A 25,608-nucleotide genomic window follows, 5' to 3' on the forward strand; every position below is an offset into this window, starting at 1 on the left:
CGGCCATGGGTGCCATGAAAGAAGTGTTCAACAGCCTGCTCCTCAAGGAGCTGCTGAAAGGTCTGGCGGTCACCGGGCGTTATTTCTTCGCCCGCAAGATCACCGTCCAGTATCCCGAAGAAAAGACGCCGCAGAGCTTCCGCTTCCGCGGCCTCCACGCCCTGCGCCGCTACCCCAACGGGGAAGAGCGCTGCATCGCCTGCAAGCTGTGCGAGGCGGTGTGCCCGGCGATGGCGATCACCATCGAGTCCGACCAGCGGGACGACGGCACGCGCCGCACCACCCGCTACGACATCGACCTGACCAAGTGCATCTTCTGCGGCTTCTGCGAAGAGGCCTGCCCGGTCGATGCCATCGTCGAGACCCGCATTTTCGAGTACCACGGCGAAAAGCGCGGCGACCTCTACTACACCAAGCAAATGCTGCTCGCCAATGGCGACCGCTACGAGGCCCAGATCGCGAAAGATCGCGAGATGGACGCCAAGTATCGCTGACCGGGACGACTCCGAATGGAATTCAAGACCTTCGTCTTCTACCTGTTTTCCACGATCCTCGTGCTGGCCAGCCTGCGCGTGATCACAGCCCGCAACCCGGTGCATGCCGCCCTGTTCCTGGTGCTGGCCTTCTTCACTGCATCCGGCATCTGGATGCTGCTGCAGGCCGAGTTCCTAGCCATCTCCCTGGTGCTGGTGTACGTCGGCGCGGTGATGGTGCTGTTCCTGTTCGTGGTGATGATGCTCGACGTCAACCTCGAAAAGCTCAAGAAGGGCTTCTGGAGCTACCTGCCCCTGGGTGCCCTGGTCGGCCTGCTGATGATGGCCGAGATGGGTGTGGTCCTCGGTGGCCAGTACATGGGCGTGATGGATGCACCGCTGCCCCAGGGCGTCGCTGCCGTGTCCAACACCAAGGAACTGGGCCGGGTCATCTACACCGATTACGTCTATCCGTTCGAACTCGCCGCCGTGATTCTGCTGCTGGCGATCGTCGCGGCCATCGCGCTGACCCACCGCGGCCTGAAGAAGACCAAGTACGCCGATCCTGCCAAGCAGGTCCGCGTCAAGGCTTCCGATCGCCTGCGCGTGCTGCAGATGCCGGCGGAAAAAGCCGAATAAGAAATACCCGAGTTGTCGGCCGGCGCCCTTGCGGGCGCCGGTTCCAAGAAAGAACATCCCGGCCGGGCTTTTCCCCGGTCCGGTAGTAAGAAGGACGAAGGGAGTCACCTTGCTCACGCTTGCCCATTTCCTGATCCTCGGCGCGGTCCTGTTCGCGATCGCCGTCGTGGGCATCTTCCTCAACCGGAAGAACCTGCTGGTTCTGCTCATGGCCATCGAGCTCATGCTGCTGGCGGTGAATACCAACTTCATCGCCTTCTCGCACTACCTGCAGGATCTTTCCGGCCAGGTCTTCGTCTTCTTCATCCTCACCGTGGCCGCCGCCGAATCCGCCATTGGCCTGGCGATCCTGGTGGTGCTCTTCCGCAACCTCTCCACCATCGATGTGGAAGAGCTCGACAGCCTCAAGGGTTAAGCGCAAATGGACAAGATGAGTCTCTATCTCGCGATTCCCCTCGCACCGCTCGCGGGGGCAATCATTGCCGGCCTGTTCTGCCGCATCATTCCGCGCACCCTGGCCCACCTGGCGACCATCGCCGGCGTTGCCGTGGCCTTCGTGTGCTCCGTGCTGGTGTTCCAGGACGTAATGGCCGGCCACACCTTCAACGGCACGGTCTACACCTGGCTGACCACCGATTCGATCAATATCCAGGTCGGCTTCCTGATCGACAGCTTGACCGCCACGATGATGCTGGTGGTGACCTTCGTCTCCCTGATGGTGCACATCTACACCATCGGCTACATGCACGACGATCCGGGCTACAGCCGCTTCTTCTCCTACATCTCGCTCTTCACCTTCTCTATGCTGATGCTGGTGATGAGCAACAACTTCATGCAGCTGTTCTTCGGCTGGGAAGCGGTGGGCCTGGTGTCCTACCTGCTGATCGGTTTCTGGTACACCCGGCCGACCGCCATCTTCGCCAACATGAAGGCCTTCCTGGTCAACCGCGTCGGCGACTTCGGCTTCATCCTCGGCATCGGCCTGATCCTGGCCCACTTCGGTAGCCTCGACTACGCCGACGTGTTCGCCAAGGCCCCCGAGCTGGCCGGCAAGACCATCAACATCTGGGGTAGCGCCGACTGGTCCCTGATGACCGTAGCCTGCATCTGCCTGTTCATCGGCGCCATGGGCAAATCCGCCCAGGTCCCGCTGCACGTTTGGCTGCCCGACTCGATGGAAGGCCCGACCCCGATTTCCGCCCTGATCCACGCGGCGACCATGGTGACCGCCGGCATCTTCATGGTGGCGCGCATGTCGCCCCTGTTCGAGCTGTCCACTACCGCCCTGTCCTTCGTCCTGGTGATCGGTGCCACCACCGCCCTGTTTATGGGCTTCCTCGGCATCATCCAGAACGACATCAAGCGCGTCGTGGCCTACTCGACCCTGTCCCAGCTTGGCTACATGACCGTGGCCCTGGGCGCCTCCGCCTACTCGGTGGCCATCTTCCATCTGATGACTCACGCCTTCTTCAAGGCCCTGCTGTTCCTGGCCGCCGGCTCGGTCATCATCGGCATGCACCACGACCAGGACATCCGCAACATGGGGGGCCTGCGCAAGTACATGCCTATTACCTGGCTCACCAGCCTGGTCGGCTCCCTGGCCCTGATCGGTACCCCGTTCTTCTCCGGCTTCTACTCCAAGGACTCGATCATCGAGGCCGTGGCCCTGTCCAACATTCCGGGCTCCGGCTACGCTTACTTCGCCGTCCTGGCCGGCGTGTTCGTTACCGCCTTCTACTCCTTCCGCATGTACTTCCTGGTGTTCCACGGTGAGGAGCGGTTCGGCAAGAACCACGACCACCACCACGAGCACGAGGGCGACCACGACGACGAGGAAGTCTCCCACGACCACCATCACGGTCTGGCTCCCGGCCAGAAGCCCCATGAGTCCCCCTGGGTGGTGACCGTGCCCCTGGTGGCCCTGGCAATCCCGTCCGTACTGATCGGCTACATGGGCATCGAACCGATGCTGTTCGGCGACTACTTCAAGGGCGTGATCCACGTTGATGCCGAGGCCCATCCGGTGATGGAGCACCTGGCGCACCACTTCCACGGTGCCGTGGCCATGGGCCTGCACGCCGTCACCACGCCGGTGTTCTGGCTGGCCCTGGCGGGTGTCGTGGTGTCCTGGTTCTTCTACATGAAGCGCCCCGACATCCCGGCCGCCATCCATGCCCGCTTCAAGGGCATCAACACAGTGCTGGAAAACAAGTACTACTTCGACAAGATCAACGAGACGGTGTTTGCCGGTGGCTCCCGCCTGCTCGGCAAGGTCCTCTGGAAGGCCGGCGACCAGGCCATCATCGATGGTGTTCTGGTCAACGGTTCGGCCCGTGTCGTGGGCTGGATCGCCTCCCTGGTTCGCCTGTTCCAGTCCGGGTACATCTACCAGTACGCCTTCACCATGATCATCGGGGTGTTCGTGCTGCTGACCCTCTGGATCAAACTCGCCTAAGACCGAATGCACGAATAAGACTGGGAACAATATGTCTGGCCACCTGCTCTCCCTCGCCATCTGGCTTCCGATCATCGCCGGCTTGCTGGTGCTATTCATGACTGGTTTGCTGACGTGGCTGACCGGTTCTGACAAGCATGCGCCGCTTGCTCGAGGGCTCTCTCTTACCGGCGCCGTGCTGGGTCTTCTGGTAACCCTGCCGCTCTTCACCGGTTTCGACCGGGCCAGCGCCGACATGCAGTTCGTCGAGCTGGCGACCTGGATTCCGCGCTTCAACATCAACTATCACCTGGGGGTGGACGGCATCTCCATGCTGTTCGTCATCCTCAACGCCTTCATCACCGTGATGGTGGTGCTGGCCGGCTGGCAGGTGGTGGAAAAGAAGGTGGCCCAGTACAACGCCGCCTTCCTGATCATGTCCGGCCTGCTCAACGGCATCTTCTCGGCCCTGGACGGCGTGCTCTTCTACGTCTTCTTCGAAGCCTCCCTGATTCCGCTGTACCTGATCATCGGCATCTGGGGCGGCCCGAACCGGGTGTACGCGGCGATCAAGTTCTTCCTCTACACCCTGCTCGGCTCCCTGCTCTTCCTGGTTTCCCTGCTGTACCTGTTCATCCAGTCCGGTGGCAGCTTCGAGATTCTCGACTGGCACCAGCTGCCGATGAGCCTCTCCACCCAGATCTGGCTGTTCCTGGCCTTCCTGGTGGCCTTCGCGGTGAAGGTGCCCATGTGGCCGGTGCACACCTGGTTGCCCGACGCCCACGTCGAGGCCCCCACCGGCGGTTCCGTGGTGCTGGCCGCCATCGCCCTGAAGCTCGGCGCCTACGGCTTCCTGCGGTTCTCCCTGCCCATCGCTCCGGACGCCGCCCATCAGCTGTCCGGCCTGATGATCGCCCTGTCCCTGATCGCGGTGATCTACATCGGCTTCGTCGCCTTGGTGCAGCAGGACATGAAGAAGCTGGTGGCCTACTCCTCCATCTCCCACATGGGCTTCGTCACCCTGGGCTTCTTCCTCTTCAACGCCATCGGCATCGAAGGCGCCCTGGTGCAGATGATCTCCCACGGCTTCGTCTCCGGCGCCATGTTCCTGTGCATCGGCGTCCTCTACGACCGCATGCACTCGCGCCAGATCGCCGACTACGGTGGCGTGGTGAACACCATGCCCAAGTTCGCCGCCTTCTTCATGCTGTTCGCCATGGCCAACTCCGGCCTGCCGGCCACCTCCGGCTTCGTCGGCGAATTCATGGTGATCCTGGCCGCGGTCAAGGTGAACTTCTGGATCGGCCTGGCTGCTGCCACCACCATGATCGTGGGCGCCGCCTACACCCTGTGGATGTACAAGCGTGTGGTGTTCGGTGCCGTGGCTAACTCCCACGTGGCCGAGCTGACCGACATCAACCTCCGCGAATTCTTCATTCTCGGGGTGCTGGCACTGTGTGTCCTGGGCATGGGTCTCTACCCGCTGCCCTTTACCGAGGTGATGCACGCCTCGGTGGCCGACCTGCTCAAGCACGTGGCCGAAAGCAAGATCCAATAAGGGGCTTTTGAAGATGAATTTCAACGTGATTGACCTGATCCCGGCCGCAGCCGAGATCTGGATGCTGGCCATGGCCTGCGTGATCCTCGTGGCGGATGTCTTCGTCAAGGATCGGGCCCGCACCGCCACCTTCGCCCTGACCTTGCTGACCCTGATCGGGGCGGCCATCCTCACCTTCATCACTGCTGACGGCGAGATCACCTACGCCTTCACCGGCACTTTCGTCGCCGACCTGATGGGCAGCCTGCTCAAGCTGATGCTGTACCTGACCGTGATCGTGGTGCTGTTCTACTCCCGCGGCTACATCCAGCTGCGCGGCCCCCTGGGGCGCGGCGAGTTCTACGTGCTGACCCTGTTCGCTACCCTGGGCATGATGGTCATGATCTCGGCCAACCATTTCCTGAGCCTGTACCTGGGCCTGGAAATGCTGTCCCTGTCACTCTACGCCATGGTGGCCCTGAACCGGGATTCGGCCGTGTCCACCGAAGCGGCGATGAAGTACTTCGTTCTTGGCGCCCTGGCCTCCGGCGTGCTGCTCTACGGCATGTCCATGATTTACGGCGCCACCGGTAGCCTGGACATCACCCGGGTCGCCGAAGCGGTGTACCTCAAGTCCGCCAACACCACCGTGCTGGTGTTCGGGCTGGTCTTCCTGGTGTCCGGCCTGGCCTTCAAGCTCGGCGTGGTCCCCTTCCACATGTGGATCCCCGACGTCTACCAGGGCGCCCCCACCGCGGTCACCCTGTTCATCGGCTCCGCTCCCAAGCTGGCGGCCTTCGCCATGACCATGCGCCTGCTGGTCAACGGCCTGCTGCCCCTGGCCCAGGACTGGCAGACCATGCTGGTCATCATGTCGGTGCTGTCCATGGCCATCGGCAACCTGGCGGCCATCGCCCAGACCAACATCAAGCGCATGCTGGCCTACTCCACCATCTCGCACATGGGCTTCGTGCTCCTGGGCGTGGTGGCCGGCGTGGTCGGCGGCGACGCCCGCTACGCCCTGAACGCCTACAGCTCCGCCATGTTCTACGTGGTGTCCTACGTGCTGATGAGCCTGGGGGGCTTCGGCATGGTCATCCTGCTCTCCCGCGCCGGCTTCGAAGCCGAACGCCTGGAAGACTTCAAGGGCCTGAACAAGCGCAGCCCCTGGTTCGCCGGCGTGATGCTGATGCTGATGTTCTCGATGGCGGGCATCCCGTTCTTCGTCGGCTTCTTCGCCAAGTTCTCGGTGCTCCAGGCAGTGGTCGCCGCCGGCTACTACTGGCTGGCCATCGTCGCCGTGGCCTTCTCCTTGGTGGGTGCCTTCTACTACCTGCGCGTGGTCAAGGTGATGTACTTCGACGAGCCGACGGACAACAGCCCCCTCGAAGCCCCCGCCGAGATGCGTGTGCTGCTCTCCGCCAACGGCCTGGCCGTGGCTCTGCTGGGCATCTTCCCCCAGACCCTGATGTCCCTGTGCGCCTTCTCCCTGGTGCGCTCGCTCTAAGCGGCGTTTCCTTCGCGCACAGCAACGACAAAGGCCCCGCAAGGGGCCTTTGTCGTTATGGGTCTCTCAGCCATCCATGCAGGGCCCTGCGCGCTTATCATTCCCGGCTGTTGACGCCCCTTACACGCCCTTGCGCCATCCGACCATGACCGATCCCGTCCTTTCCGACCCCCATCTGACCGAAACCTTGATCGACAGCGAGCAGATCTTCGATGGCAAGCTGTTGCACGTGCGCCGCGACCGGGTGCGCCTGCCCAGCGGCGGCGAGGCGGTGCGCGAGTACATCCAGCATCCCGGCGCCGTGGTGGTGATTCCGGTGCTGCCGAATGGCGCTTTGCTGTTCGAGCGCCAGTTCCGCTACCCGGTGGGCCGGGTCTTCCTGGAACTGCCGGCGGGCAAGATCGACCCAGGGGAGGATATCCGCCTCACCGCCGAGCGCGAGTTGCATGAGGAAACGGGCTACCAGGCCGGCCGTTGGCGCCACCTGGGGGTGATGCACCCGTGCATCGGCTATGCCGACGAGCGCATCGAAATCTTCCTCGCCGAGGAATTGCATGCGGTGGCCAGCGGCCAGCGCCTCGACGAGGAGGAATTCCTCGAACTGGTGGAGTTGTCCCTGGCTGACGCCCTGGCGGCGGTGCGCGACGGACGCATTACCGACGCCAAGACCATCACCGCCCTGTTCTGGGCGGAAAAGGCCCTGACCGCCGGCTGGTAGCCGGCTGAGGTTGGGCCGAAAAGAGGGAAGGGCGTTTAGGCAGGCTGCGGGGCGCTGCCCGCCCCATCCGCCGGCCCATCCACCGCATCGCCGATGACGATGCGGTTGCGGCCGGCGTGCTTGGCCGTGTACATGCGCCGGTCGGCGATCTCGATCAGCTCTTCCCAGTGGCTGGTGTGGTCGTCCACCCGCTCGGCGATGCCGACGCTGGCGGTGAGCAGGGTGCCGTCCGGGCGTCGGCCCAGGCCCTGGCCGGTGAGGCGCTCCAGGGCTGCACGGGCTTCGGTGAGCCGGGTGTTGGGCATGATCAGCAGGAATTCTTCGCCGCCCCAACGGGTCAGGATGTCACCGCGGCGCATCGACTCGCTGATCGCCTTGGCGGCCCGGCGCAGGGCCTTGTCGCCCTCGTCGTGGCCGTGGCGGTCGTTGATGCTCTTGAAGTGATCCAGGTCGATGAAGGCCACCGCCAGGGGCGCGTCGGCCCGGTTGGCGACGCCACCGTAGAGCTCTAGGATTTCCTCGGCGCTGCGCCGCGAATGGACCCCGGTCAGGGGATCGCGGATCGCCTGGCGTACCAGGGCCACCATGAAGGCCAGCTGGCTCATTCCGGCCAGGTTGGCCACGCCGGCGATCAGGGCCATCAGCCAGAAGGCGCCGGCGAAGGAGGGCCAGTTGAGCTGGCCCCAGGATAGTATCTGGGCGAGCAGTTGGGCCAGCAGCATGGGAGCGACGAAGGCCAGATTTTCCAGGAAGGTGAGAGGGAAGATCGACAGGCCGGCCAACAGCACGAAGGGCAGGAAGGCGTAACCGGCGCCGATGGCCGCCGACATGCCGGTGAGTTCGAACGAGGTCAGCACCTGGTGCGATACCACGTAGAACACCGTGGGGATGGCGAACAATAGGGCCATGGCCCGGTAGGCGTTGAGCAGGTTGCCCGAGGGCTTGTAGCAGATCACCAGGGTGGCGAAGGCCGCGGCCGCCACCAGGCGCATCCCGGCGAGGAAGAACCACAGGGGGAAGGGGAACACCACATAATCCACGATGCTCCACAGGGGCGTGAGCACGGCGAACAGGAAGGCGAACAGGCGTACCCGGTTCACGATCACCATGGCCCGGCGCCGCGCCAGGAGGGGTGACTGCTGGTGCGGGGAAATGAGCCAGAGGACTTCGTTGGCATCCAGCTCCCCGGGCATGAGGCCGGTGAGGCGGTGCCAGATGATGTGCGCGATCCGGTGCATGAGGCTGAGGGTGCTCCTGAGCATTCCAGTGGGTTAGGCCTTGATTCTAGGGGTTTACGGTCACGTCCGGTTGATCAGGCGCAAGGCGGGGAGACTATTTTCATGTTTTGCCCCAACGGGAAGCGCGCCGCCCGGGCTGTCACTGCTGCACGGCACGGGCTGGCAACGGCTGATATGCATATCAAAAAACCGTCGTTCGACCCGCCCCCCGGCCCTCCTACACTGGTGCCGTGAAATCCCCGCGCTCCAACCCGGCCCTGCGTTCCCAGGGCCTTTCCGCCGCCGGACGGTCCGATGCCGCCCAGGCTGCGCCTTTGCCAGGCTCCTCCGTACCCGGCCAGGATGCGGTGGCCGACCTGCCCACCCTGCAACGCAATGCTCTGCGCAAGCTCCTCGACCGGCCCCACTTCACGCCGGCAGAGGTGGCCGAACTGGGCTTTCGCCGCCTGCAACTGACCCGGGGGCTGGGCAGCAAGGGGCTGGAGACGGTGCTGGCCTGGCTGCGCTGCCACGGCTACGAACTCGATCCCCTGCCCAACCGCTGTAGCGACGAGGCCCGGCGCAACCTGCGCATCGAACGTGCCATCCAGCTGCTGCGCGCCCAGGGGTTCACCGTTCTGCCCGGAACGGCGGGGCGAGATGGCGCCGGGAAAGGGGAGGGCGACGTCTGATGGATTTTCGGTTGTTATATCCAAAGAGAATTTGTTCTTAGATATTCATTATTTCAGTTCATAAGCAGCCCTCCCTAGACTGGTCGCCAACAACCTATTGCCCGGGAGTGGAATCCGCCATGGACGACCGCATCGCCAGCGCCGCCGCGATTTTTGGAGAGGCGCGATGAATTTTCAGCAACTGCGCATCGTGCGCGAGACCCTGCGCCAGGACTTCAACCTGACCGAGGTGGCCAACGCCCTGTACACCTCCCAGCCCGGCGTCAGCAAGCACATCAAGGATTTGGAGGACGAACTCGGCGTCGAGATCTTCGTCCGCCGCGGCAAGCGCCTGCTCGGCCTGACCGAGCCGGGCAAGGAACTGGCGACGGTGGTGGAACGGATGCTGGTGGATGCCCAGAATCTGCGCCGCATCGCCGACCACTTCGCCAGCCGCGAGACCGGCCACTTCGTCGTGGCCACCACCCACACCCAGGCCCGCTACGCCCTGCCGCAGATCATCAAGTGGTTCAAGGCCGACTACCCGAAGGTGCACCTTGCCCTGCACCAGGGCAGCCCCCGGGAGATCGCCGAGATGCTGGTGGCCGGCGAGGCCGACATCGGTATCGCCACCGAGGGGCTGAACAAGTACCCGGAACTGGTCACCTTCCCCTGCTACACCTGGAGCCACGCGGTGATCGTGCCCCACGGCCACCCGCTGCTGGCCTTGCCGGAAATCACCCTGGAGGCCCTGGCCGACTACCCGATCATCACCTACCACGAAGGCTTCACCGGCCGGGCTCACATCGACCAGGCCTTCGCCGACGCCGGGGTGGTGCCGGACATCGTTCTCTCGGCCATCGACGCCGACGTGATCAAGACCTACGTGGGCCTCGACCTGGGGGTGGGCATCGTCGCCTCCATGGCCTACGACGCCGAGCGGGACCGTAATCTGGCCCTGATCCCGGTGCCCGGCCTGTTCCCGTCCAACACCACCCGGCTGGCGGTGCGGCGCGGCACCTACCTGCGCAGCTACGCCCACGCCTTCATCGAGAAAGTGTCGCCGGACCTGGGCGAGGACGTGGTGAAATCGGCCCTCAAGCAGCCCGCCGGGGCGGAGGCCTGAAATGGGAGCCGCCCTGCCTGCCGCCGTCCCCGCGCTGGATTTCAACGAGGCCGAGATCGAGCGCACCGCCCGGACCTTCCAGGCCATCGCCCATCCGCTGCGCCTGTCCATCGTCTGCGTACTGGCCGAGGGGGAAGCCTGCGTCCAGGACATCCTGGCCGCTCTGCGTGACTGCGGGACGCACACCTCCCAGCCCAACATCTCCCAGCATCTGGCCATGCTCTACGACCGGGGCATTCTCTCTTCGCGCAAGGAGGCCAACCGGGTCATCTACGCCCTGCGCGAACCGCGCCTGCTCGATTTCATGGGCCTGATGCGCGACATCTACTGCGGGGCACGCTGACCGCGCGTCATTGACGCAGCCAAACCCCAACAGGGGCGCGGCGCTCCTGGCTCACACCGTGGAATGCCGCGCCCCTGCTGCATTGGCACGATGCCTCGCTGCAAAGCGCCTACTGGAGCGGGGTTCCAAACGGGCCCCGCTCCAGCCGCTACGCCCGGGAGAGCGTTCCGGCGCCAGGCGCTGTCAGCAGATGCGTTCCCACAGGCACTCCTCTTCTTCCAGCCGGTCCAGTTCCAGGCCCTTGAAGTCGCCCCGCGAGACAATGCCCACCACCTTGCCCGCGTCTACCACGGGCAGGTGCCGGTAACCGCCGTCGCTCATGGCGCGCAGGGCGTCGATGGCCGTCAGTTCCGGCGCAATGATGTCCGGATTGGACGTCATCACGTCGACCAGAAAAGTATGGGCGGGGTCGCGCCCTTCCGCCAAGGTCCGCACCGCGTCGCGGCCGGTGAAGATGCCCATCAGCCGGCCGTTCTGGGCCACCAGCACGGCGCCGACGCGGCGCTTCCACATCGCCCGGCAGGCATCCTGCACGGTGCCGCCGGGGGGCTGCATCAGGGGCTCCTGATCCTTGACGATATAACCCAGGCAACGATTGGTCATGGCCGTCTCCCAACTGCAATGAAAGCTTGTTCCTTACTCTCACTATAGGGTGCCAGGCAGGCAGGGAAAGGCCATTTTTTTAGTAGGGTATTTGCCGTGGATCAAGTCTGGTGGCCGGGTTGCGCGGTTCAGCCGACCAGCCCCTTGAGGCCGGTGTAGATCGACAGGGCGGTGGTGCCCAGGGCGACCAGGGAACTGCTGATCTCGTTCACCCGGCGTACCGCCTCCTGGATCTTGGCGATGCTGGGCGGGCCGCTGACCAGGTGGCGGGCCAGGGCCACGGCCAGGGGATTGCCTTCCACCTCGGCCTGGGGCCCGGCGCTGTCCTGGGCGTGCAGGCGGGCCAGCAGCATGCCGGTCAGGTAGCTGAAGCCGATGCTCAGGGCGTATTCGACGAACTCGCGCCATTCGACCCGCCCCTGGGGCAGCCAGGGCACCCCGTCGGTCCAGGCCACCACCCCGCTCATGCCGAATACCGCCAGGGCCGCCATGGCGAAGGCGGCCACGGTGCCGAGCAGGAAATGGCCAGGGGCGCGGCGCAGCAGCAGGTAGCCGAAGGGCAGGGGAATGAACAGGGAGAGGATGCGCAGGTACAGGGGGTTGAGGTCCAGGGCGATCACCACCAGGCCGTGGGCCGCCAGGAGCAGCAGCAGGGGAACGCCCCAGGCCATCAGCCAGCCGCCCGGTCCGAAGGGGGCCGGGGCCTGGTCGGCGGCGGCAACCTCTCCCGCCGCGCCGCCGGCCTGCCCCTCCAGGGCCTGGATGCGTGCCTGGAGGGCCTCGATCGCGGGCAGGTCCGCCAGGCGCGCTTCAAGCTCGGCGATGCGCGCCAGCAGCGGCTTGAACAGGTAGAGATCGCGGCGGCAGACGGGGCAGACCAGGGCTTCCCGGGCGATGTCGGAGGCGCAGTAGGGACACTTCATCTGAATCTACTTGCCCACGTTGAGCTGGAGCACGGTGGAGGTTTGGCGCCCTTCGCTGTCCTGCAAGGTAACGCGAATCTGGTGCTCCCCCGGCGGGACCTCGGCGCCGGCCAGGTCGATGCCGCCAGCGCTCAGGCCCGCCTTGACCCGGGGCAGGAGATCCACCGGCGTGGCCTTCAGGTAGGTCACGGTGACGGACGATGGATCGATCTTGGCCCCGCCCCGGGGCTCGAATGCCACCTTGAAGGTGAACGGCGACTTGGCCGCGCCCAAGGCCGGGTCCGGGGAAACCAGCTTGATCGCCGGCCCCCGGGTGATGCCCCGGGTGGTGAGCGCGCCGGCGGCCGCGGGCAGGCGGGCTTCGTCCTCCTTGATCAGGGGGGCCGCGCCGGCGCTGCCGGAAACGGCGGCGAGCAGCAGGGGCAGGACTAGGAAACGGATGGGGAAGGGGGTCATGGGGTGTCTCCTCGGGGCTGTAAGTGTGATGGCGATCCAGGGGGTCAGTCGCCGACGACGACGAAGGGCGCCCAGAACAGCGGGTGGGCGTAGCTAAAGGCGGTCTTGCCGGTGCGGGGGTCCTGGCTGCCCGGGCCGTTCAGCAGGTCGAGCATGGCCAGGCGCAGGGCTTCCGCCTTGCTCAGGTCCGGGGCCGAGGCCTGGCGGCGAAACAGATCGGTCATGAGCCGCTGGGCGGCCACGGTTTCCACCGGCCAGTTCGACACCAGCAGCGCTCGGGCTCCGGCGTAGAAGAAGGCCCGGCCCAGCCCCGACACCGCCTCGGCCCCGCTGCCGTCGCCGGCGGCGGTATTGCAGGCGGACAGCACCACCCAGTCGGCGTTGAGCTTGAGGCCGAGAATCTCGTCCAGGGTGAGCAGCCCGTCACCCTTGCCGCCGGTGACGGCGGGGGAGGTCAGGGCCAGGGCCGGCTCGTCCAGGCCGTTCAGGTCGCCGGGCACCAGGCCGTGGGTGGCGAACATCACCACCCGTCGGTCGGCCAGGTCGGCGGCGAACACGGCGGCCTCGCTGGCTCGGCGCTGGAGAAAGACGTCCCCGTCGCCGTCGGCACCAAGCACCCGGGCGATCTCGCGGATTTCGTCGCCCGTGTCCGGCAGGCGCGGCAGTTGGGCCAGCTCGGCCGAATCCACGCCGCTGGTGTGGGGCACGTTGCGCCGCTTGAGTGGAATGCCGCGGGTCGCCAGGCCCTCCGCGGGGGCGTCGGGTTCCTTGGCCTGGGCCAGGCTGAACAGAGGGTCGCCAAAGCCGATGAAGGGCCGGCGCTGGGCCGGCCCGGGCTTAAGGCTGCGCAGGCTGGCCAGGGCGGTGACCGACGGCAGCTGGGCCACGGCCACCTGCTTGGCCAGCCAGGGAAGGTCGCGGTAGCCGGCGAAGGGCAGGGTACCGCCCTTGGCCGGCTGGGGCGCCGGGGCGGTGAGCAGAACCGACAGGGGCAACTGGCCCAGTTCGGCGTGGGGGACCGCCAGCAGAGTGCGGGCGCCGACCAGGGCGGGGGCGAGGGGCTGGAGCAGGCCCTGGTAGAGGCGGTTCGCCGCGGCGGTGTCGAACGGGGGAATCTCGTCGATGGTGCTCGCCGCCGGGTCCAGGGCGCGGCGTAGGCCGGCGACCTCGGCAGCCATGGCGCGGCGCGTGGTGGGCAGCAGGGCGAAGCGGGCTTCGCCCTGGGCCGGGATCGCCCAGGCCTGGCTGCTCTCCTCGCCGAAATACCAGGCCACCAGCACCTCGCCGGGGCGCAGCCGGCGGCGGGCCTCGGCCAGGGTGGCGGGTTGCGGGTCCACCAGCTGGGCATAGTCGGGGAAGCGGCGGGCGATCTGGCTGCGGGCCGCCTCGCGTTGCTGGCGCAGGGCGGCGATGTCGCCGCGCAGCTTGTCCTGGATCTGGGGCAGTTGCTGGTCCGGCGGGGCCGAGAGCAACTGGGTGAGCAGGGTGCCCAGGGAGTTGATGCGCTGCTGGGCGTCCTGCTCCTGGCGGGCCAGCTCGGCCAGGGCCGGATCATCGATGCGCGCCCGGGCGGCGCTGGCGGTGAGGGCCCGCTGGACGCCGCTGGAGCGGGCCAGATCGGCCAGGCGGAAGGATTCGGCCGCCGCGTCGAAACCGGGGGGCAAACGCTGGGGCGACTGGTACAGGCGGCCGAGCAGTTGCAGGTAGCTTTCCAGGGCCTGGACCAGGCGCTGCTGGCGCTTGCGGCTGCCGGTGTCGGCCTCGGCATCGCTGTGGGCCTGCTCCAGCAACGGGGGCAGGGCCTGGGAAAAGGCCTGGAAGGCTTCGTCGTCCCGGCCCAGGGCGGTCAGGGCCATGGCGCGGAAGCTGCGGATCTCGGCGGTGCGCAGGGCCTTGTCGCCGAACATGCGCCGGGCCCCGTCGAGCATGGCTGCGGCCATGCGCTCGGCCTCCTGGGCCTTGCCGGTGCGCAGCAGGGCCAGCACCCAGTCCAGGTCGCCGCTGCCGGCCCGGGCGAGCAGGTCCGGGTCGGTGGCGATGCCGGCCCGCATCGCCTCGAACGTCGTCAGGGCCGCGCCGTAGCGCCCCTGGGCCACCAGGGCGCTGCCCAGGGCGCGGCGCGCCTCCGCCAGGGCCAGGGAGTCGGGGGCGGTGCCGGCCTCTTCAAAGGATGCCAGGGACGCCTGGGCCAGTTGCGCCGATTCGGCGGCGCGCCCTTCCTCGGCCAGGACCAGGGCCAGGATACGCAGGTTGCGGGCGGTGTCGGTGGAACTGCGTCCGACCCGTTCCAGCCCGTCGCGCAGGGCCTGGCGGGCCAGGATTTCCGCTTCGGCGAGGCGCCCCCGGGCGAGTTGGATGGCGGCCAGATTGCGCAGGATTCCTTCCCGCCCCTGGCGGACGCCGTTGGGCGTCGGCGTGTCCTGATCCGTGCCGACCTCGTCCGGCAGGATCTGGAGGAACTGGTCGGTTGATTTCAGCGCCTGTCTGAACGAGCGCTCCGCCTCGACGTAACGCCCTTCGGCCAGGAACAGCTCGCCCCGGGCCCGCTCGTAATTGGCGGTCCAGCTCGGGCCGGAGCGCCCCCAGTTCTTGGAACGCTGGAGCTGGGCGAACACGCCCTCCAGCCTGTTCAGGCGCTCCCGGGCGCCGTCGAAGTCGCCGAGCCGGGTGAGCACCTGGGCGGCCAGTTGGTAGGCGCCGGTGAGCTTGCCTTTCTGGTGCTGGTTGGCTTGGATCGCCTCGTCGCAGTAGCGCAGGGCGTTGAGCAGGTTGCCGCCGGCCGATTCCGCGCCCGCCAGTTCGCGCAGGGCGCGCAGGTGGGCGGGGGAGCCGGGGGCGGCCAGTTCCCGGGCACGGCGCAGGTCGTCGATCTGCTGGCGAACGCGGCCGACCTGGGCCGCGGCCCGGCCGCGCCGCCAGTAGAAGTCGAACAGGGACGCCTGGTCGGCGCCCTCCGGCGGTTGTGCCTCCGCCGCCTGCAAGGCCCGGGTGGCGGCGCCGGGATCGGGCTTGTAATGGTCGAGGAGCCGGCTGACGTCCTCGATGGTGCGGGGGGGCAGGGGCGGGAGCGCCTCGTCCTGGGCCGCCTCCTGGCCGGCGGCCCGGGCCGCCGGCCAGGGGAGGCCGAGGACGAGGCCCAGGCCCAGCGCCAGGCAGGCCGGCGCAAGGCGGCGGTTGAACAGGAATGGTGCCAACGTGCGTTCCCCTGCGGTTGCGGCCGTCATGGCAGCCTATGCCACGATGGTAGCAAGGGGAACCTGACGGGAAACCGCCAAAAAGCGCAGGAATCCCGCCGTCAGCCGATGAAGCTGGGGATGGGGAAAAACTCGGTGAGGGGGCGCTCGTCGTCTCCTTGGTCCAGGCGGGCCAGGGCCACGTCGTTGGACTTGAACACCGCCAGCACCGGGGCGCCCACTTCCAGGGGATGGTCGCGCAACGCCCGGGTGGAGATGGCCGCCACCACCGGGCCGTGCAGGGTGTCGATGCGTACCTCGGAGAGCACCGGGTCGAGCAGGATCTCGGCTACCTTGCCGCGAATCTGGTTGCGCGGGTTGAGAGCCTCCACCGTCATCAGGCGCTTGAGTACCCGGCCTTCCAGGGCGGCGAAGCCGGCCTCGCCCCGCTCCCGGGGGCGGGGCAAGGCCACCGGGGTGTCCAGGGCCAGTTGGCCGTCCTCAATCAGCACGATGCGGTCGGCCAGGGCCACCGCCTCGGCCACGTCGTGGGTCACCAGCACGGCGGTGAAGCCGTGCTCCTGCCACAGCCGTTCGATCAGGCGCTGCATCTCGATGCGGGTCAGGGCATCCAGGGCGCCCAGGGGCTCGTCGAGCAGCAACAGGCGCGGCCGGTGCACCAGGGCCCGGGCCAGGGCCACCCGCTGGCGCTGGCCGCCGGACAGGCGTGCCGGCCACTCATCGGCCCGGTCGGCCAGTCCTACCTCGGCCAGGGCCTGGCGGGCCCGGGCGTCCACTTCCCGGCGCGGCCCGGCCAGGCCCAGGGTGACGTTGCCCAGCACGGTCTGCCAGGGCAGCAGGCGGGCGTCCTGGAACATGATGCGCACGTCCGGGTGCAGGCCCCGGGCGGGCCTGCCATCGAGGGCGATGGCGCCGGCGGAAGGGGCGTCCAGGCCGGCCAGCAGGCGTAGCAGGGTGCTCTTGCCGCAGCCGCTACGGCCGACGATGGCGACGAACTCACCCGGGGCGATGGCGAGGTCGATGCCGGCCAGCACCGGCCGTTCGCCGAAGCGCTTGGCCACACCGGCGACCTTCGTGGCCAGGCCCGCCTCGGCAGCGGGGGCGGTTGGGGCGGCCGCACTGGGCGCGGCGGCCGGCACGGCTTGATTGGCCCGGGCATCCACCTCGGACAGGTATTGGTTTTCGTGATGATTGAAGCGCATGGGTAATCCTCGCTAATGGGGGCTAGCTGGCGTAGGCCGCGTTCCAGGCCAGCCAGCGACGCTCCAGGGCGCGGGCGGCCACGTCGGCGAGCTTGCCGAGCAGGGCGTAGAGCAGGATCGCCAGCACCACCACGTCGGTCTGCAGGAATTCCCGGGCGTTCATGGCCATATAGCCGATGCCGCTGCTGGACGAAATGGTTTCGGCGACGATCAGGGTCAGCCACATGAACCCCAGGGCGAAGCGCACCCCGACCAGGATCGAGGGCAGGGCGCCGGGCAGGATCACCCGGCGGAACAACTGCCAGCGCGACAGGCCGTAGGAACGGCCCATCTCCACCAGCCCTGGGTCCACCGTGCGGATGCCGTGGAAGGTGTTCAGGTAGATGGGGAAGAACACCCCCAGGGCCACCAGGAACAGCTTGCCTTCCTCACCGATGCCGAACCACAAGATGACCAAGGGGATGAGGGCCAGGTGGGGCACGTTGCGCACCATTTGCAGGCTGGTGTCGAACAGGGTTTCGGCCACCTTGAAGCCGCCGTTCAACAGCCCGAACAGCAGGCCGATGCCGCCGCCGATGAGCAGGCCGCTGGCGGCGCGCTTGAAACTGGCCCCCAGGTGGGTCAGCAGCTCGCCCGAGGCGGCCAGCTCATAGCCGGCGGAAAGCACCGCCAGGGGCGCCGGCAGGATGCGGGTGGACAGCCAGCCGGCCTGGGCGGCGAGCTGCCAGGCCGCCAGAATCAGCACCGGCACCAGCCAGGGGGCGAGGCGCCGGGCCAGGGCGGAAAGGGGCGTGGAGACGGATGTGCTCATGTCAGCCCCGCGGTTTCCACAGGGCCACGTCGCTGGCGACCACCTTCTTCGGCAGCAGCTTCTCGGCGAAGAAGGCGTCGGCGATGCGCTGCTGCTCGCCCAGGTCGTCCGGGCGCACCGTGCGTACCTCGTAGCTGCGTCGGGCGTTGGCCTGTTCCACCGTTTCCGTATCCAAGCCCCACACCGGGGCGAGCAGGGTGGCGGCCTCCTTGGGGTGAGCCTTGACCCAGCGGCCGGTGTGGCGCAATTCGTCGAAGAGAATTTGCAGCACGTCCGGGCGGGCCTGGGCGTAGTCGCTGGAGGCCAGGTAGTAGCGCTTGTACTCGGCCACCGGCTTGCCCTCGGTGAGCAGGTGCACCTTGGACTGGCGCTGCACCCCGGCCAGGAACGGGTCCCAGATCACCCAGGCGTCGATGGCGCCCCGCTCGAAGGCGGCGCGGCCGTCGGCCGGGGTCAGGTAGGCGGGTTCGATGTCCTTGGCCGATAGACCGGCCTTTTCCAGGGCGGCGAGCAGCAGGAAGTGGCTGCCGGCGGCCTTGGCCACCCCGACCTTCTTGCCCTTCAGCTCGGCCACGGTGCGGATCGGCGAGTCTTCCTTGACCACGATGGCCTGGGCGCTGGGCGAGGGAGCCTCCTGGGCCACGTAGGTGAGGCGCGCCCCGGCGGCCTGGGCGAACACCGGCACCGTGTCGGCCACGTCGGCGCTGAAATCGACGCTGCCGATGTTGAGGGCTTCGAGCAGGGGCAGACCGCTGGTGAATTCGAACCAGCCGACCTTGATGCCCAGGGGCGCCAGGCGCTTTTCCAGGGTGCCCTGGGACTTGAGCAGGGCGGTCAGGGTGGAGGACTTCTGGTAGCCGATGCGCAGCTGTTTGCCGTCCACGGCGGCCCGGGCAGGCAGGGCGGAGAAGGGCAGGGCCAGGGCGGCAGCCATGGCCCCGAGCCGGCCGATGGCCTGGCGGCGCGGGAGGGAGTGCGGGGGGCGGGGGAGATAGGGCATGGAAACCTCGCGATGCCAAAAGCGGGTGAAACGAAAGACAGGGGGCGTTAAATGGCGCAGCCCGGCCGCACTGCCCCGAGGCAGCCCGGCCGGGCGTTACGCATCAGCTCGCCGAGACCTGGGCCTGGGGCAGGTGGTGGTTGCCCACCACTTCGCCGAAGGGGCTGACCAGGTTGGCGCTTTCCGGGGCGGCGGTATGGCGCTGGATGCCGACGTGGGGGAAGACCAGTTCGGCGAAGCGGTAGGCCTCCTCCAGGTGCGGGTAGCCGGACAGGACGAAGGTTTCCACCCCCAGGTCGGCGTATTCCTTGAGGCGCCGGGCGATGGTTTCACCGTCCCCCACCAGGGCGGTGCCGGCGCCGCCCCGCACCAGGCCGACGCCGGCCCACAGGTTGGGGCTGATCTCCAGGTGCTCGCGGTTGCCGCCGTGCAGGGCGGTCATGCGTTTCTGGCCTTCCGAGTCCATGCGGGCGAAGGATTTCTGGGCGCGGGTCACGGTGTCCTCGTCCACATACTTGATCAGCTCGTCGGCAGCCTTCCAGGCTTCTTCGTTGGTGTCCCGGGCGATCACGTGCAGGCGCACGCCGAACTTCACTTCGCGCCCCTGCTTGGCCGCCCGGGCGCGCACGTCGGCGATCTTCTTCTCGACCTCGGCCGGGGGCTCGCCCCAGGTCAGGTACAACTCGACGTGCTTGGCCGCCAGGTCGTGGGCGGCGTCGGACGAGCCGCCGAAGTAGAGGGGCGGATGGGGCTTTTGCACCGGCGGGAAGAGCTGCTTGGCGCCCTTCACCTGGTAATGCTTGCCGTCGAAATTCACTTCCTTGCCCGAGAGCAGGTCGCGCCAGATGGTGAGGAACTCGTCGGCGGCCTCGTAGCGCTCGTCGTGGGACAGCCAGGTGCCGTCGGCCTCCAGGTCCACCGGGTCGCCGCCGGCCACCACGTTCACCAGCAGGCGGCCTTCGGACAGGCGGTCCAGGGTGGCGGCCACCCGGGCCGAGACGGTGGGGGAGATGGTGGAGGGGCGCAGGGCCACCAGGAACTTGAGACGGCGGGTCACCGGGATCAGGCTTGAGGCCACGGTCCACGAATCCTCGCAGGAACGGCCGGTGGGGATCAGCACGCCGCCGTAGCCGAGCTCGTCGGCGGCCTGGGCGATCTGCTTCAGGTAGTGGTGGTCCACCGCCCGGGCCTGGTGGGTGGTGCCCAGGTAGCGGCCGTCGCCGTGGGTGGGGAGAAACCAGAAAATGTTCATGCCGTGCTCCGGAATAAGGGAATGGAAGGGAACGGTTGGGGAGCGGTCGTTATCTTTTCGGCTGCCACACCACGTCGCTGATGCGGATCGGCTTGGGAATCAGCTTCAGCTCGTGGAAGACGTCGGCCACCTTCTGCTGCTGGGCCACCACCTCGTCGCTGATCGGGTGTACGCCGTAGCTGTAGCGGCGCACCGCCAGATCAACGATGGCGGGGTCAAGCCCGAGCTGGGGCGCCAGCAGGGCGGTCACTTCGGCCGGGTTCTTCTTGCCCCACTGGTCCACCTTGTCCAGCTCGTCGAGGACGATCCTGACCACGTCGGGGCGGGCTTCGGCGTAGGGGCGGGCGGCCAGGTAGAACTGGTGGTTGGGCACCACGCCGCTGCCATCGGCCACCACCTTGGCGCCGATCTGCTTCTCGGCGGCGGCGAGGAACGGGTCCCAGATGGCCCAGGCGTCCACCTGGCGGGCCTCGAAAGCGGCCCGGGCATCCGCCGGGGGCAGGAAGGCCACCTGCACGTCGGAATACTTGAGGCCGGCCTTTTCCAGCAGCTTGACCAGCAGGTAGTGGGTGTTGGAGCCCTTGTTGAGCACCACTTTCTTGCCCTTCAGGTCGGCCACGGTCTTCACCGGCGACTCCTTGGGCACGATCAGGGCCTCGGCCACCGGGGCCGGCGGCTCGTTGCCGACGTACACCAGGTTGGCCCCGGCAGCCTGGGCGAAGATCGGCGGTGCCTCGCCGGTGGTGCCGAAGTCGATGCTGCCGACGTTGAGCCCTTCGAGCAGCTGGGGCCCGGCGGGGAACTCGGTCCACTTCACCGCCACGCCCAGGGGCGCCAGGCGTTTTTCCAGGCTGCCCTTGGCCTTGAGGATGACCAGGGTGCCGTACTTCTGGTAGCCGATGCGCAGCTCCTTGGCGGCGCTGGCCGGGGTGGCGCTCTGGGCCAGGGCGGCCGGGGCGTGGGAAAGGGCGAGGGACGTGCCCAGGGCCAGCGCGGCGGGGCCTAGCAGGTGGCCGAGGCGGCCGAGGTGGCGGGTCAGGCGTTTGAGGCGGGTGGAACGGGTCATGGCAGCTCCCTTTCTGGGTGTCGTTCTGGGGTCGTACGGGGTTGCAGGGGGGACGGTGGGGGAAATCCGTGCTTCCGGAAAAACGGCAGGACGATGGGCGACGCGGCCGCCCGCCCCGGCTCAGGTGGCCAGGGCGTAGAGGGGCAGGGGGGAGAAGCCGGGAAGCGAATCCGGCGGGGCGGCCTCGGCGACCACAGGCCCGGCGCCACCCGGCCGGCCCCAGGCCAGGGCTTCGGCGAAGCGTTGGCGGGCCTCGTCGAGGCGCTCGGCCAGGGCGGCCTCCAGATGCAGCTCGCCGTCGAGGATGCGCAGTTGGGCGTCCTCGGCGAACACCCCGGCCACCGCCACCCGGGCACCCAGGGCGGATAGCACCGGGCGCAGGGCGTAGTCGATGGCCAGGGCGTGGGCCAGGGAGCCGCCGGAGGCCACCGGCAGGATCGCCTTGCCGGCGAAGGCCTTCTGCGGCAATAGGTCGAGAAAGGTCTTGAGCAGGCCGGAGTAGGCCGCCTTGTAGACCGGGGTGGCGACCACCAGGCCGTCGGCGGCGGCGATCTCGGCCAGGGCGGCCTGGATCGCCTCGCCGTCGCTGCGCCCGGCGATGAGATCTCCGGCGGGCAGGTGGCGCACCGGGATCACCGACCAGGCGTGGCCGTCTTCCGCCAGCTGCCGGCCGATGTGGCCGAGCAGGGCGGTTGAGCGGGACGAGCCGGAGGGGCTGCCGGCGATACCGACGATCTTCATGGCGGCGGTCCTTACAGCTTGGCGATGGATACTTCGGTGGCCTTGACCACGGCGAGCACCTCGACGCCGGGCTTGAGGTCCAGCTCCTTGACCGAACGGGTGGTGATCACCGAAGTGACGGTGCCGAAGGGGGTTTCCACATCCACTTCGGAAACCACCGGGCCTTCGATGATTTCCCGCACCTTGCCGCGGAACTGGTTGCGGGAGTTGATGGACTGGATGGACATGGGGCGCTCCTTTTCTGCAATCGGAAAACCCGGGCCCCGGGCGGGGCTGGGTGGAGCGATTCTGGGCAGCGCCCGGGCGGGCGGGAACGACGGTTTTTTTCTTTGGTTATGGCCCCGGGACGTATATCGATCTGCGGCGCGGGAATGAAAACGCCCCGGCGGGCGGGGCGGTGAAACGGGGAAGGAAGGGGGAGTGGGGGAAGAAAGGCTCAGGCGCCGTCCCGGGCCAGCCACCAGTAGCCCAGCCCGCCCAGGGCGGCGAGCCAGAGGGCGACGATGCACAGGGCCGCCGCCCGGCTGGTGGGGCGCGCGGCGAGACTGGCGGCCCGGGCGCGGCTGTCGTCGAGCACCCCGGCGGGCGCCAGCCGGAGGATGAGCCAGACGGCCAGGGGCAGCAAGAGCAGATCGTCCACGTAGCCGAGTACCGGGATGAAGTCCGGGATCAGGTCGATGGGGCTGGCGGCATAGGCCGCCACCGCCAGGGCGAGCAGGCGTAGCGCCCAGGGCGTGCGCGGGTCCCGGGCGACGAAATAGACGGTCAGCGCCTCCCGCTTGAGGCGGCGGGCGGCGCTGCGAAAACTTGGCAGGAGCGGCAGGAGGGGCATGGAGGCTACGGTGGGCCAGGGGGCGCTGCGAGAAAGGAGGGCGGCCGTTTCGGGCCGTCCGGCGAAGCGGCCCCGTCGTACCATGGTTGCGCCGCACAGATTGTGACGCCAGATGCGCGGGCCCGCATCTGTTAGCATTCGCTGATACAGAGGGGAGGTCGCTGGCGGGGGAGGCGTCTGCCGTCGCCAAGCACCCGGTTCCAACAATTCCAACAACATCGCGCCGCGTGACGATCCGCATCCGTCCGCCGGCGCAACAGCCAACGAAGAACAACATCCATGGCATCTGCGCATGCGCAGGCCGCGGCCGCCAACGAGCCCTTGCGGCTGGTGGTCGAGGTCAACGAGGGAATCCGCACGGTCATCGGTATTTCCCGCCAGGTGAACCTGGTGGCGATCAACGCCATGATCGTGGCCAAGCAGGCGGGCGCGCAGGCGAGCGGCTTCCGCGTCGTCTCGTCCGAACTGCGCCGCTTCAGCCGCCAGCTCGACGGGCTGATGCAGGAGCTGGACCGCTTCATCTACCTGCTGGTGCATAGCGTAGCCGAATCGGCCCGGGTGCACCGCCACCGGCACCACCTGGACGGCATTGCCGCCGATTCGCCGGCTGCCGTGGCCATCGCCCCGGCCCGGGCCCACATCGACGCCGATCGGGAACGGGTCGATGCCGAGAGCCGGGTGCGCTGGCGCGACCTGGGATTCCACCTGGACCGTGCGTTGCGCCTGTGCGGCACCGGCGTTGCCCTGTCCCGGGCGGCCAAGATCGAGGCCGTCTATGCCAGCACCCTGAGCGGCGACCTGCGCCAGGTCGCCGGGGAAATCGAAGCGGCCATCCTGTCCATCCTCGACACCTTGAAGGCCCTGCGCACCGGCATCGCCGGTGTCCGCTGACTGGTCCGGCAATCGCCGGACCCTCGCCATTCTTTTTTTGCCTTGCCTGCCTTACGAGCCGAATCATGAAAAAAACCACCGTGATCTATCAGGATGGCAGCCACCAGTGGGCCGTGGTGGCCCGGGACCCGGAACGCCCCAACTACCTGATCGACACCAACGAATACCTGGTCTCGTCCGGCGACCGTTGCCTGCTCACCGATCCGGGCGGCTCGGAAATCTTCGCCGCCGTGTTCTCGGCCTTGACCATGTACACGGACCCCCAGCGCATCGAGGCCATCTTCGCCTCGCACCAGGACCCGGACATCATCTCCTCCCTGGGCCTGTGGCTGGAATTCAACCCCTCCCTCAAATGCCACCTGAGCTGGCTGTGGTCCGAGTTCGTGCCCCACTTCGGCGGCACCGACCAGACCTTCGTCAATATTCCGGACGAGGGCGAGACGATCCGCCTGGGCAACCTCGCCCTGGAGGCCCTGCCGGCCCACTACCTGCACTCCTCGGGCAACTTCCATCTCTACGACGCCCAGGCCCGCATCCTGTTTTCCGGCGATGTGGGCGCTGCCCTGCTGCCGCCGGGCAGCGACCTGTTCGTCCAGGATTTCGACCGCCACATCGGCCACGCCAAGGGCTTTCACCAGCGCTGGATGGGCTCCAACGAGGCCAAGCTGGACTGGTGCGAGCGGGTCAGCCGTCTGCCCCTGGACATGCTCTGCCCCCAGCACGGGGCGATTTACCGGGGGGCGGATGTGATGCGCTTCATCAACTGGTTCGCCGAACTGCCGGTGGGCAGCGGAGTACGGCGCTAGGCGCCGTCTGCCCTATCCCGAATCCTGTTGGAGATTTGCCGTGAAAAAACGCTACTGGGTCATTCTCGTCCTGCTCTTTCTCGTCGGCCTGGATTGGTACATCCGCTCGCCCGATTCCCACTCCCGGGAACTGACCCGGGCGATCGAAACCCAGGGCAGCGAAGCCCTCAAGGCCTATCCCTACAAATTCCGGGTGTTGAAGGTGGTGGGCGACACCGCCTACCTGAGCACCCCGCGCAACACCGAGGTGCCGGCGTTCAAGGCTCTGGGGGCGTTGTTCCCCGAGCTGAACACGAAAGACCCGAACAACCCGGCCTTCATCGCCGCCCAGCAGCGGCTGGGCGCGGTCCAATCCGAAGCCCGGGCCATCGTCCTCGCCCAGCCGGGCGTCAAGGATGTGCGCTGGGAATTGGATCGGGAATGGTTGGCTTCCCATTACATCGAGGTACCTGGGCAGAATTGACCCTTGCGCCGGTTACCAGGTGTCCGATGGAAGCGACGGCGTGTGCGTTCTGCGCAACCTGGCGGTTTCAGCCGCTACAGCACTTGGTGAGAAGGGCGGTTTTGAGTGTCGGTGAGTTTAGCCAAGCGTGAATGCTGGGGTTGGTGCTGTATTTCGCCCTGACGGCGAGTGACTTTCTTTTGGGTCGCCAAAAGAAAGTCACCAAAGAAAAAGCGACCCCTGCGCCCCCGCCGCCGGGCCGATGAGACTGGCCCGGCGGTGCCCTGCGCTGCTCGCCGTCCCGGGGCGGCTGCGGAACTCGGCCTGCGGCCTCAAACAGTCCTCGCCGACACCTCCCCGGGGCAGTTGCGCTGCTCGGCGGAGGCGAAGGGGGGAGGGGGCCGTGCCGGCATTGGGGTCGGGGCGTTTGGATTGCTTGGCCGGATGAAGGAGGCCGGAAAGGCGCGCCAGTGCTTGATCTGCAAGCCGGCTCTGTGAAAGCCCGCGTCAGTCCTTGTTCTTGGATGGCGGTGCCCGGAAAGCCAATACTGGCGCGGACTTTGGAAAATCACATTTCAAGCACCAGCTCCAAGCCTCGCCTGGTTTGCTCCTAGCAGCCGGGCCACAGTGCGCCCAAGTGTGCCCTTCTCTCCCGCCGAGCAACGCAGTCCGGGACGGGAAAGGGCGAGGACTGTCCGAGGCCGTAGGCCGAGTTCCGCAGCCC

General features: G+C 67.4%; 26 protein-coding genes. 13 read left to right on the top strand and 13 right to left on the bottom strand.

Annotation, left to right across the window (positions count from 1 at the left end; translation table 11 throughout):
- The first annotated feature begins 5 nt into the window (after positions 1-5).
- The 7 genes from nuoI to V7Z98_RS16690 all read left to right on the top strand — a co-directional run bounded on the left by nuoI (position 6) and on the right by V7Z98_RS16690 (position 7,308).
- Positions 6-494 (top strand): NADH-quinone oxidoreductase subunit NuoI, encoded by a 489-nt coding sequence (gene nuoI, locus V7Z98_RS16660; RefSeq protein WP_293265774.1) that lies wholly within the window; start codon positions 6-8, stop codon positions 492-494.
- A gap of 15 nt (positions 495-509) precedes the next feature.
- Positions 510-1,112 carry an NADH-quinone oxidoreductase subunit J gene (locus V7Z98_RS16665; RefSeq protein WP_293265776.1) on the top strand — a complete coding sequence of 201 codons (603 nt, stop codon included), beginning with the start codon at positions 510-512 and terminating at the stop codon, positions 1,110-1,112.
- A gap of 109 nt (positions 1,113-1,221) precedes the next feature.
- Positions 1,222-1,527, top strand: coding sequence for an NADH-quinone oxidoreductase subunit NuoK (nuoK, locus tag V7Z98_RS16670; protein WP_293265778.1), 306 nt, complete (start codon positions 1,222-1,224; stop codon positions 1,525-1,527).
- A 6-nt stretch (positions 1,528-1,533) separates the two neighbouring features.
- Positions 1,534-3,567, top strand: a complete 2,034-nt coding sequence (nuoL, locus tag V7Z98_RS16675; protein ID WP_293265780.1) for an NADH-quinone oxidoreductase subunit L — start codon at positions 1,534-1,536, stop codon at positions 3,565-3,567.
- A gap of 31 nt (positions 3,568-3,598) precedes the next feature.
- The gene (locus tag V7Z98_RS16680) at positions 3,599-5,104 is read left to right on the top strand and encodes an NADH-quinone oxidoreductase subunit M (protein ID WP_334159187.1); all 1,506 of its coding nucleotides are present in this window, start codon (positions 3,599-3,601) and stop codon (positions 5,102-5,104) included.
- A 13-nt stretch (positions 5,105-5,117) separates the two neighbouring features.
- Positions 5,118-6,590: an NADH-quinone oxidoreductase subunit NuoN gene (nuoN, locus tag V7Z98_RS16685; RefSeq protein WP_293265784.1), complete on the top strand. Its 1,473-nt coding sequence runs from the start codon at positions 5,118-5,120 to the stop codon at positions 6,588-6,590.
- A 145-nt stretch (positions 6,591-6,735) separates the two neighbouring features.
- Positions 6,736-7,308, top strand: coding sequence for an NUDIX hydrolase (locus V7Z98_RS16690; RefSeq protein ID WP_334159189.1), 573 nt, complete (start codon positions 6,736-6,738; stop codon positions 7,306-7,308).
- 35 nt (positions 7,309-7,343) lie between these two features.
- On the opposite strand, the gene V7Z98_RS16695 is transcribed toward V7Z98_RS16690, so the two are convergent.
- Positions 7,344-8,546 (bottom strand): GGDEF domain-containing protein, encoded by a 1,203-nt coding sequence (locus tag V7Z98_RS16695; protein WP_334159191.1) that lies wholly within the window; start codon positions 8,544-8,546, stop codon positions 7,344-7,346.
- 230 nt (positions 8,547-8,776) lie between these two features.
- Between V7Z98_RS16695 and V7Z98_RS16700 the strand changes: the two genes are divergently transcribed.
- The 3 genes from V7Z98_RS16700 (at position 8,777) to V7Z98_RS16710 (ending at position 10,665) form a co-directional block, all read left to right on the top strand.
- Positions 8,777-9,217, top strand: a complete 441-nt coding sequence (locus tag V7Z98_RS16700) for a hypothetical protein (protein WP_334159192.1) — start codon at positions 8,777-8,779, stop codon at positions 9,215-9,217.
- A gap of 166 nt (positions 9,218-9,383) precedes the next feature.
- Positions 9,384-10,322 carry a CysB family HTH-type transcriptional regulator gene (locus V7Z98_RS16705; protein WP_293265792.1) on the top strand — a complete coding sequence of 313 codons (939 nt, stop codon included), beginning with the start codon at positions 9,384-9,386 and terminating at the stop codon, positions 10,320-10,322.
- Between the two features lies 1 nt (position 10,323).
- Positions 10,324-10,665, top strand: coding sequence for an ArsR/SmtB family transcription factor (locus V7Z98_RS16710; protein ID WP_293265794.1), 342 nt, complete (start codon positions 10,324-10,326; stop codon positions 10,663-10,665).
- Between the two features lie 183 nt (positions 10,666-10,848).
- Here the strand turns inward: V7Z98_RS16710 and V7Z98_RS16715 are convergent, their stop codons facing one another.
- The 12 genes from V7Z98_RS16715 to V7Z98_RS16770 form a co-directional block, all read right to left on the bottom strand.
- Complete coding sequence (locus V7Z98_RS16715) at positions 10,849-11,268, bottom strand: CBS domain-containing protein (RefSeq protein WP_334159194.1); 420 nt, start codon at positions 11,266-11,268, stop codon at positions 10,849-10,851.
- 128 nt (positions 11,269-11,396) lie between these two features.
- Positions 11,397-12,191, bottom strand: coding sequence for a hypothetical protein (locus tag V7Z98_RS16720; protein WP_334159195.1), 795 nt, complete (start codon positions 12,189-12,191; stop codon positions 11,397-11,399).
- Positions 12,192-12,197: 6 nt separating this feature from the next.
- Entirely contained in the window at positions 12,198-12,647 is a 450-nt protein-coding gene (locus V7Z98_RS16725; RefSeq protein WP_334159196.1) for a hypothetical protein, read from the bottom strand.
- 44 nt (positions 12,648-12,691) lie between these two features.
- Positions 12,692-15,841, bottom strand: a complete 3,150-nt coding sequence (locus V7Z98_RS16730; protein WP_334159198.1) for a CHAT domain-containing tetratricopeptide repeat protein — start codon at positions 15,839-15,841, stop codon at positions 12,692-12,694.
- 101 nt (positions 15,842-15,942) lie between these two features.
- Positions 15,943-17,043 (bottom strand): ATP-binding cassette domain-containing protein, encoded by a 1,101-nt coding sequence (locus V7Z98_RS16735; protein ID WP_293265804.1) that lies wholly within the window; start codon positions 17,041-17,043, stop codon positions 15,943-15,945.
- A gap of 22 nt (positions 17,044-17,065) precedes the next feature.
- On the bottom strand, positions 17,066-17,854 hold the full coding sequence (ssuC, locus tag V7Z98_RS16740; RefSeq protein WP_334159200.1) for an aliphatic sulfonate ABC transporter permease SsuC: 789 nt from the start codon (positions 17,852-17,854) through the stop codon (positions 17,066-17,068).
- A gap of 1 nt (position 17,855) precedes the next feature.
- A complete protein-coding gene (locus V7Z98_RS16745) occupies positions 17,856-18,854 on the bottom strand; it encodes an aliphatic sulfonate ABC transporter substrate-binding protein (protein ID WP_334159202.1) in 999 nt (332 codons plus the stop codon).
- Positions 18,855-18,957: 103 nt separating this feature from the next.
- Positions 18,958-20,106, bottom strand: a complete 1,149-nt coding sequence (ssuD, locus tag V7Z98_RS16750; protein ID WP_334159204.1) for an FMNH2-dependent alkanesulfonate monooxygenase — start codon at positions 20,104-20,106, stop codon at positions 18,958-18,960.
- A gap of 49 nt (positions 20,107-20,155) precedes the next feature.
- Positions 20,156-21,172, bottom strand: a complete 1,017-nt coding sequence (locus tag V7Z98_RS16755) for a sulfonate ABC transporter substrate-binding protein (RefSeq protein ID WP_334159205.1) — start codon at positions 21,170-21,172, stop codon at positions 20,156-20,158.
- A 120-nt stretch (positions 21,173-21,292) separates the two neighbouring features.
- Entirely contained in the window at positions 21,293-21,913 is a 621-nt protein-coding gene (gene ssuE, locus V7Z98_RS16760; RefSeq protein ID WP_334159206.1) for an NADPH-dependent FMN reductase, read from the bottom strand.
- 11 nt (positions 21,914-21,924) lie between these two features.
- Entirely contained in the window at positions 21,925-22,140 is a 216-nt protein-coding gene (locus V7Z98_RS16765) for a TOBE domain-containing protein (protein WP_054622439.1), read from the bottom strand.
- A gap of 209 nt (positions 22,141-22,349) precedes the next feature.
- Positions 22,350-22,745 carry a YkvA family protein gene (locus V7Z98_RS16770; RefSeq protein WP_334159208.1) on the bottom strand — a complete coding sequence of 132 codons (396 nt, stop codon included), beginning with the start codon at positions 22,743-22,745 and terminating at the stop codon, positions 22,350-22,352.
- A gap of 279 nt (positions 22,746-23,024) precedes the next feature.
- On the opposite strand from V7Z98_RS16770, the gene V7Z98_RS16775 reads away from it, so the two are divergent.
- The 3 genes from V7Z98_RS16775 (at position 23,025) to V7Z98_RS16785 (ending at position 24,905) form a co-directional block, all read left to right on the top strand.
- Positions 23,025-23,636, top strand: a complete 612-nt coding sequence (locus tag V7Z98_RS16775) for a hypothetical protein (protein ID WP_293265819.1) — start codon at positions 23,025-23,027, stop codon at positions 23,634-23,636.
- A gap of 65 nt (positions 23,637-23,701) precedes the next feature.
- Positions 23,702-24,442 carry an MBL fold metallo-hydrolase gene (locus V7Z98_RS16780; protein WP_334159209.1) on the top strand — a complete coding sequence of 247 codons (741 nt, stop codon included), beginning with the start codon at positions 23,702-23,704 and terminating at the stop codon, positions 24,440-24,442.
- Between the two features lie 40 nt (positions 24,443-24,482).
- Entirely contained in the window at positions 24,483-24,905 is a 423-nt protein-coding gene (locus V7Z98_RS16785; RefSeq protein ID WP_334159210.1) for a hypothetical protein, read from the top strand.
- Positions 24,906-25,608: the final 703 nt, after the last annotated feature.

This window comes from Oryzomicrobium sp., assembly GCF_036820405.1.
GTDB lineage: Bacteria > Pseudomonadota > Gammaproteobacteria > Burkholderiales > Rhodocyclaceae > Oryzomicrobium.

Coding starts and splice junctions, on each gene's coding strand:
- nuoI (WP_293265774.1), top strand. CDS start 6: ATGGGTGCCATGAAAGAAGTGTTCAACAGCCTGCTCCTCAAGGAGCTG.
- V7Z98_RS16665 (WP_293265776.1), top strand. CDS start 510: ATGGAATTCAAGACCTTCGTCTTCTACCTGTTTTCCACGATCCTCGTG.
- nuoL (WP_293265780.1), top strand. CDS start 1,534: ATGGACAAGATGAGTCTCTATCTCGCGATTCCCCTCGCACCGCTCGCG.
- V7Z98_RS16680 (WP_334159187.1), top strand. CDS start 3,599: ATGTCTGGCCACCTGCTCTCCCTCGCCATCTGGCTTCCGATCATCGCC.
- nuoN (WP_293265784.1), top strand. CDS start 5,118: ATGAATTTCAACGTGATTGACCTGATCCCGGCCGCAGCCGAGATCTGG.
- V7Z98_RS16690 (WP_334159189.1), top strand. CDS start 6,736: ATGACCGATCCCGTCCTTTCCGACCCCCATCTGACCGAAACCTTGATC.
- V7Z98_RS16695 (WP_334159191.1), bottom strand. CDS start 8,546: ATGCACCGGATCGCGCACATCATCTGGCACCGCCTCACCGGCCTCATG.
- V7Z98_RS16705 (WP_293265792.1), top strand. CDS start 9,384: ATGAATTTTCAGCAACTGCGCATCGTGCGCGAGACCCTGCGCCAGGAC.
- V7Z98_RS16710 (WP_293265794.1), top strand. CDS start 10,324: ATGGGAGCCGCCCTGCCTGCCGCCGTCCCCGCGCTGGATTTCAACGAG.
- V7Z98_RS16715 (WP_334159194.1), bottom strand. CDS start 11,268: ATGACCAATCGTTGCCTGGGTTATATCGTCAAGGATCAGGAGCCCCTG.
- V7Z98_RS16720 (WP_334159195.1), bottom strand. CDS start 12,191: ATGAAGTGTCCCTACTGCGCCTCCGACATCGCCCGGGAAGCCCTGGTC.
- V7Z98_RS16725 (WP_334159196.1), bottom strand. CDS start 12,647: ATGACCCCCTTCCCCATCCGTTTCCTAGTCCTGCCCCTGCTGCTCGCC.
- V7Z98_RS16735 (WP_293265804.1), bottom strand. CDS start 17,043: ATGCGCTTCAATCATCACGAAAACCAATACCTGTCCGAGGTGGATGCC.
- ssuC (WP_334159200.1), bottom strand. CDS start 17,854: ATGAGCACATCCGTCTCCACGCCCCTTTCCGCCCTGGCCCGGCGCCTC.
- V7Z98_RS16745 (WP_334159202.1), bottom strand. CDS start 18,854: ATGCCCTATCTCCCCCGCCCCCCGCACTCCCTCCCGCGCCGCCAGGCC.
- ssuD (WP_334159204.1), bottom strand. CDS start 20,106: ATGAACATTTTCTGGTTTCTCCCCACCCACGGCGACGGCCGCTACCTG.
- V7Z98_RS16755 (WP_334159205.1), bottom strand. CDS start 21,172: ATGACCCGTTCCACCCGCCTCAAACGCCTGACCCGCCACCTCGGCCGC.
- ssuE (WP_334159206.1), bottom strand. CDS start 21,913: ATGAAGATCGTCGGTATCGCCGGCAGCCCCTCCGGCTCGTCCCGCTCA.
- V7Z98_RS16765 (WP_054622439.1), bottom strand. CDS start 22,140: ATGTCCATCCAGTCCATCAACTCCCGCAACCAGTTCCGCGGCAAGGTG.
- V7Z98_RS16770 (WP_334159208.1), bottom strand. CDS start 22,745: ATGCCCCTCCTGCCGCTCCTGCCAAGTTTTCGCAGCGCCGCCCGCCGC.
- V7Z98_RS16775 (WP_293265819.1), top strand. CDS start 23,025: ATGGCATCTGCGCATGCGCAGGCCGCGGCCGCCAACGAGCCCTTGCGG.
- V7Z98_RS16780 (WP_334159209.1), top strand. CDS start 23,702: ATGAAAAAAACCACCGTGATCTATCAGGATGGCAGCCACCAGTGGGCC.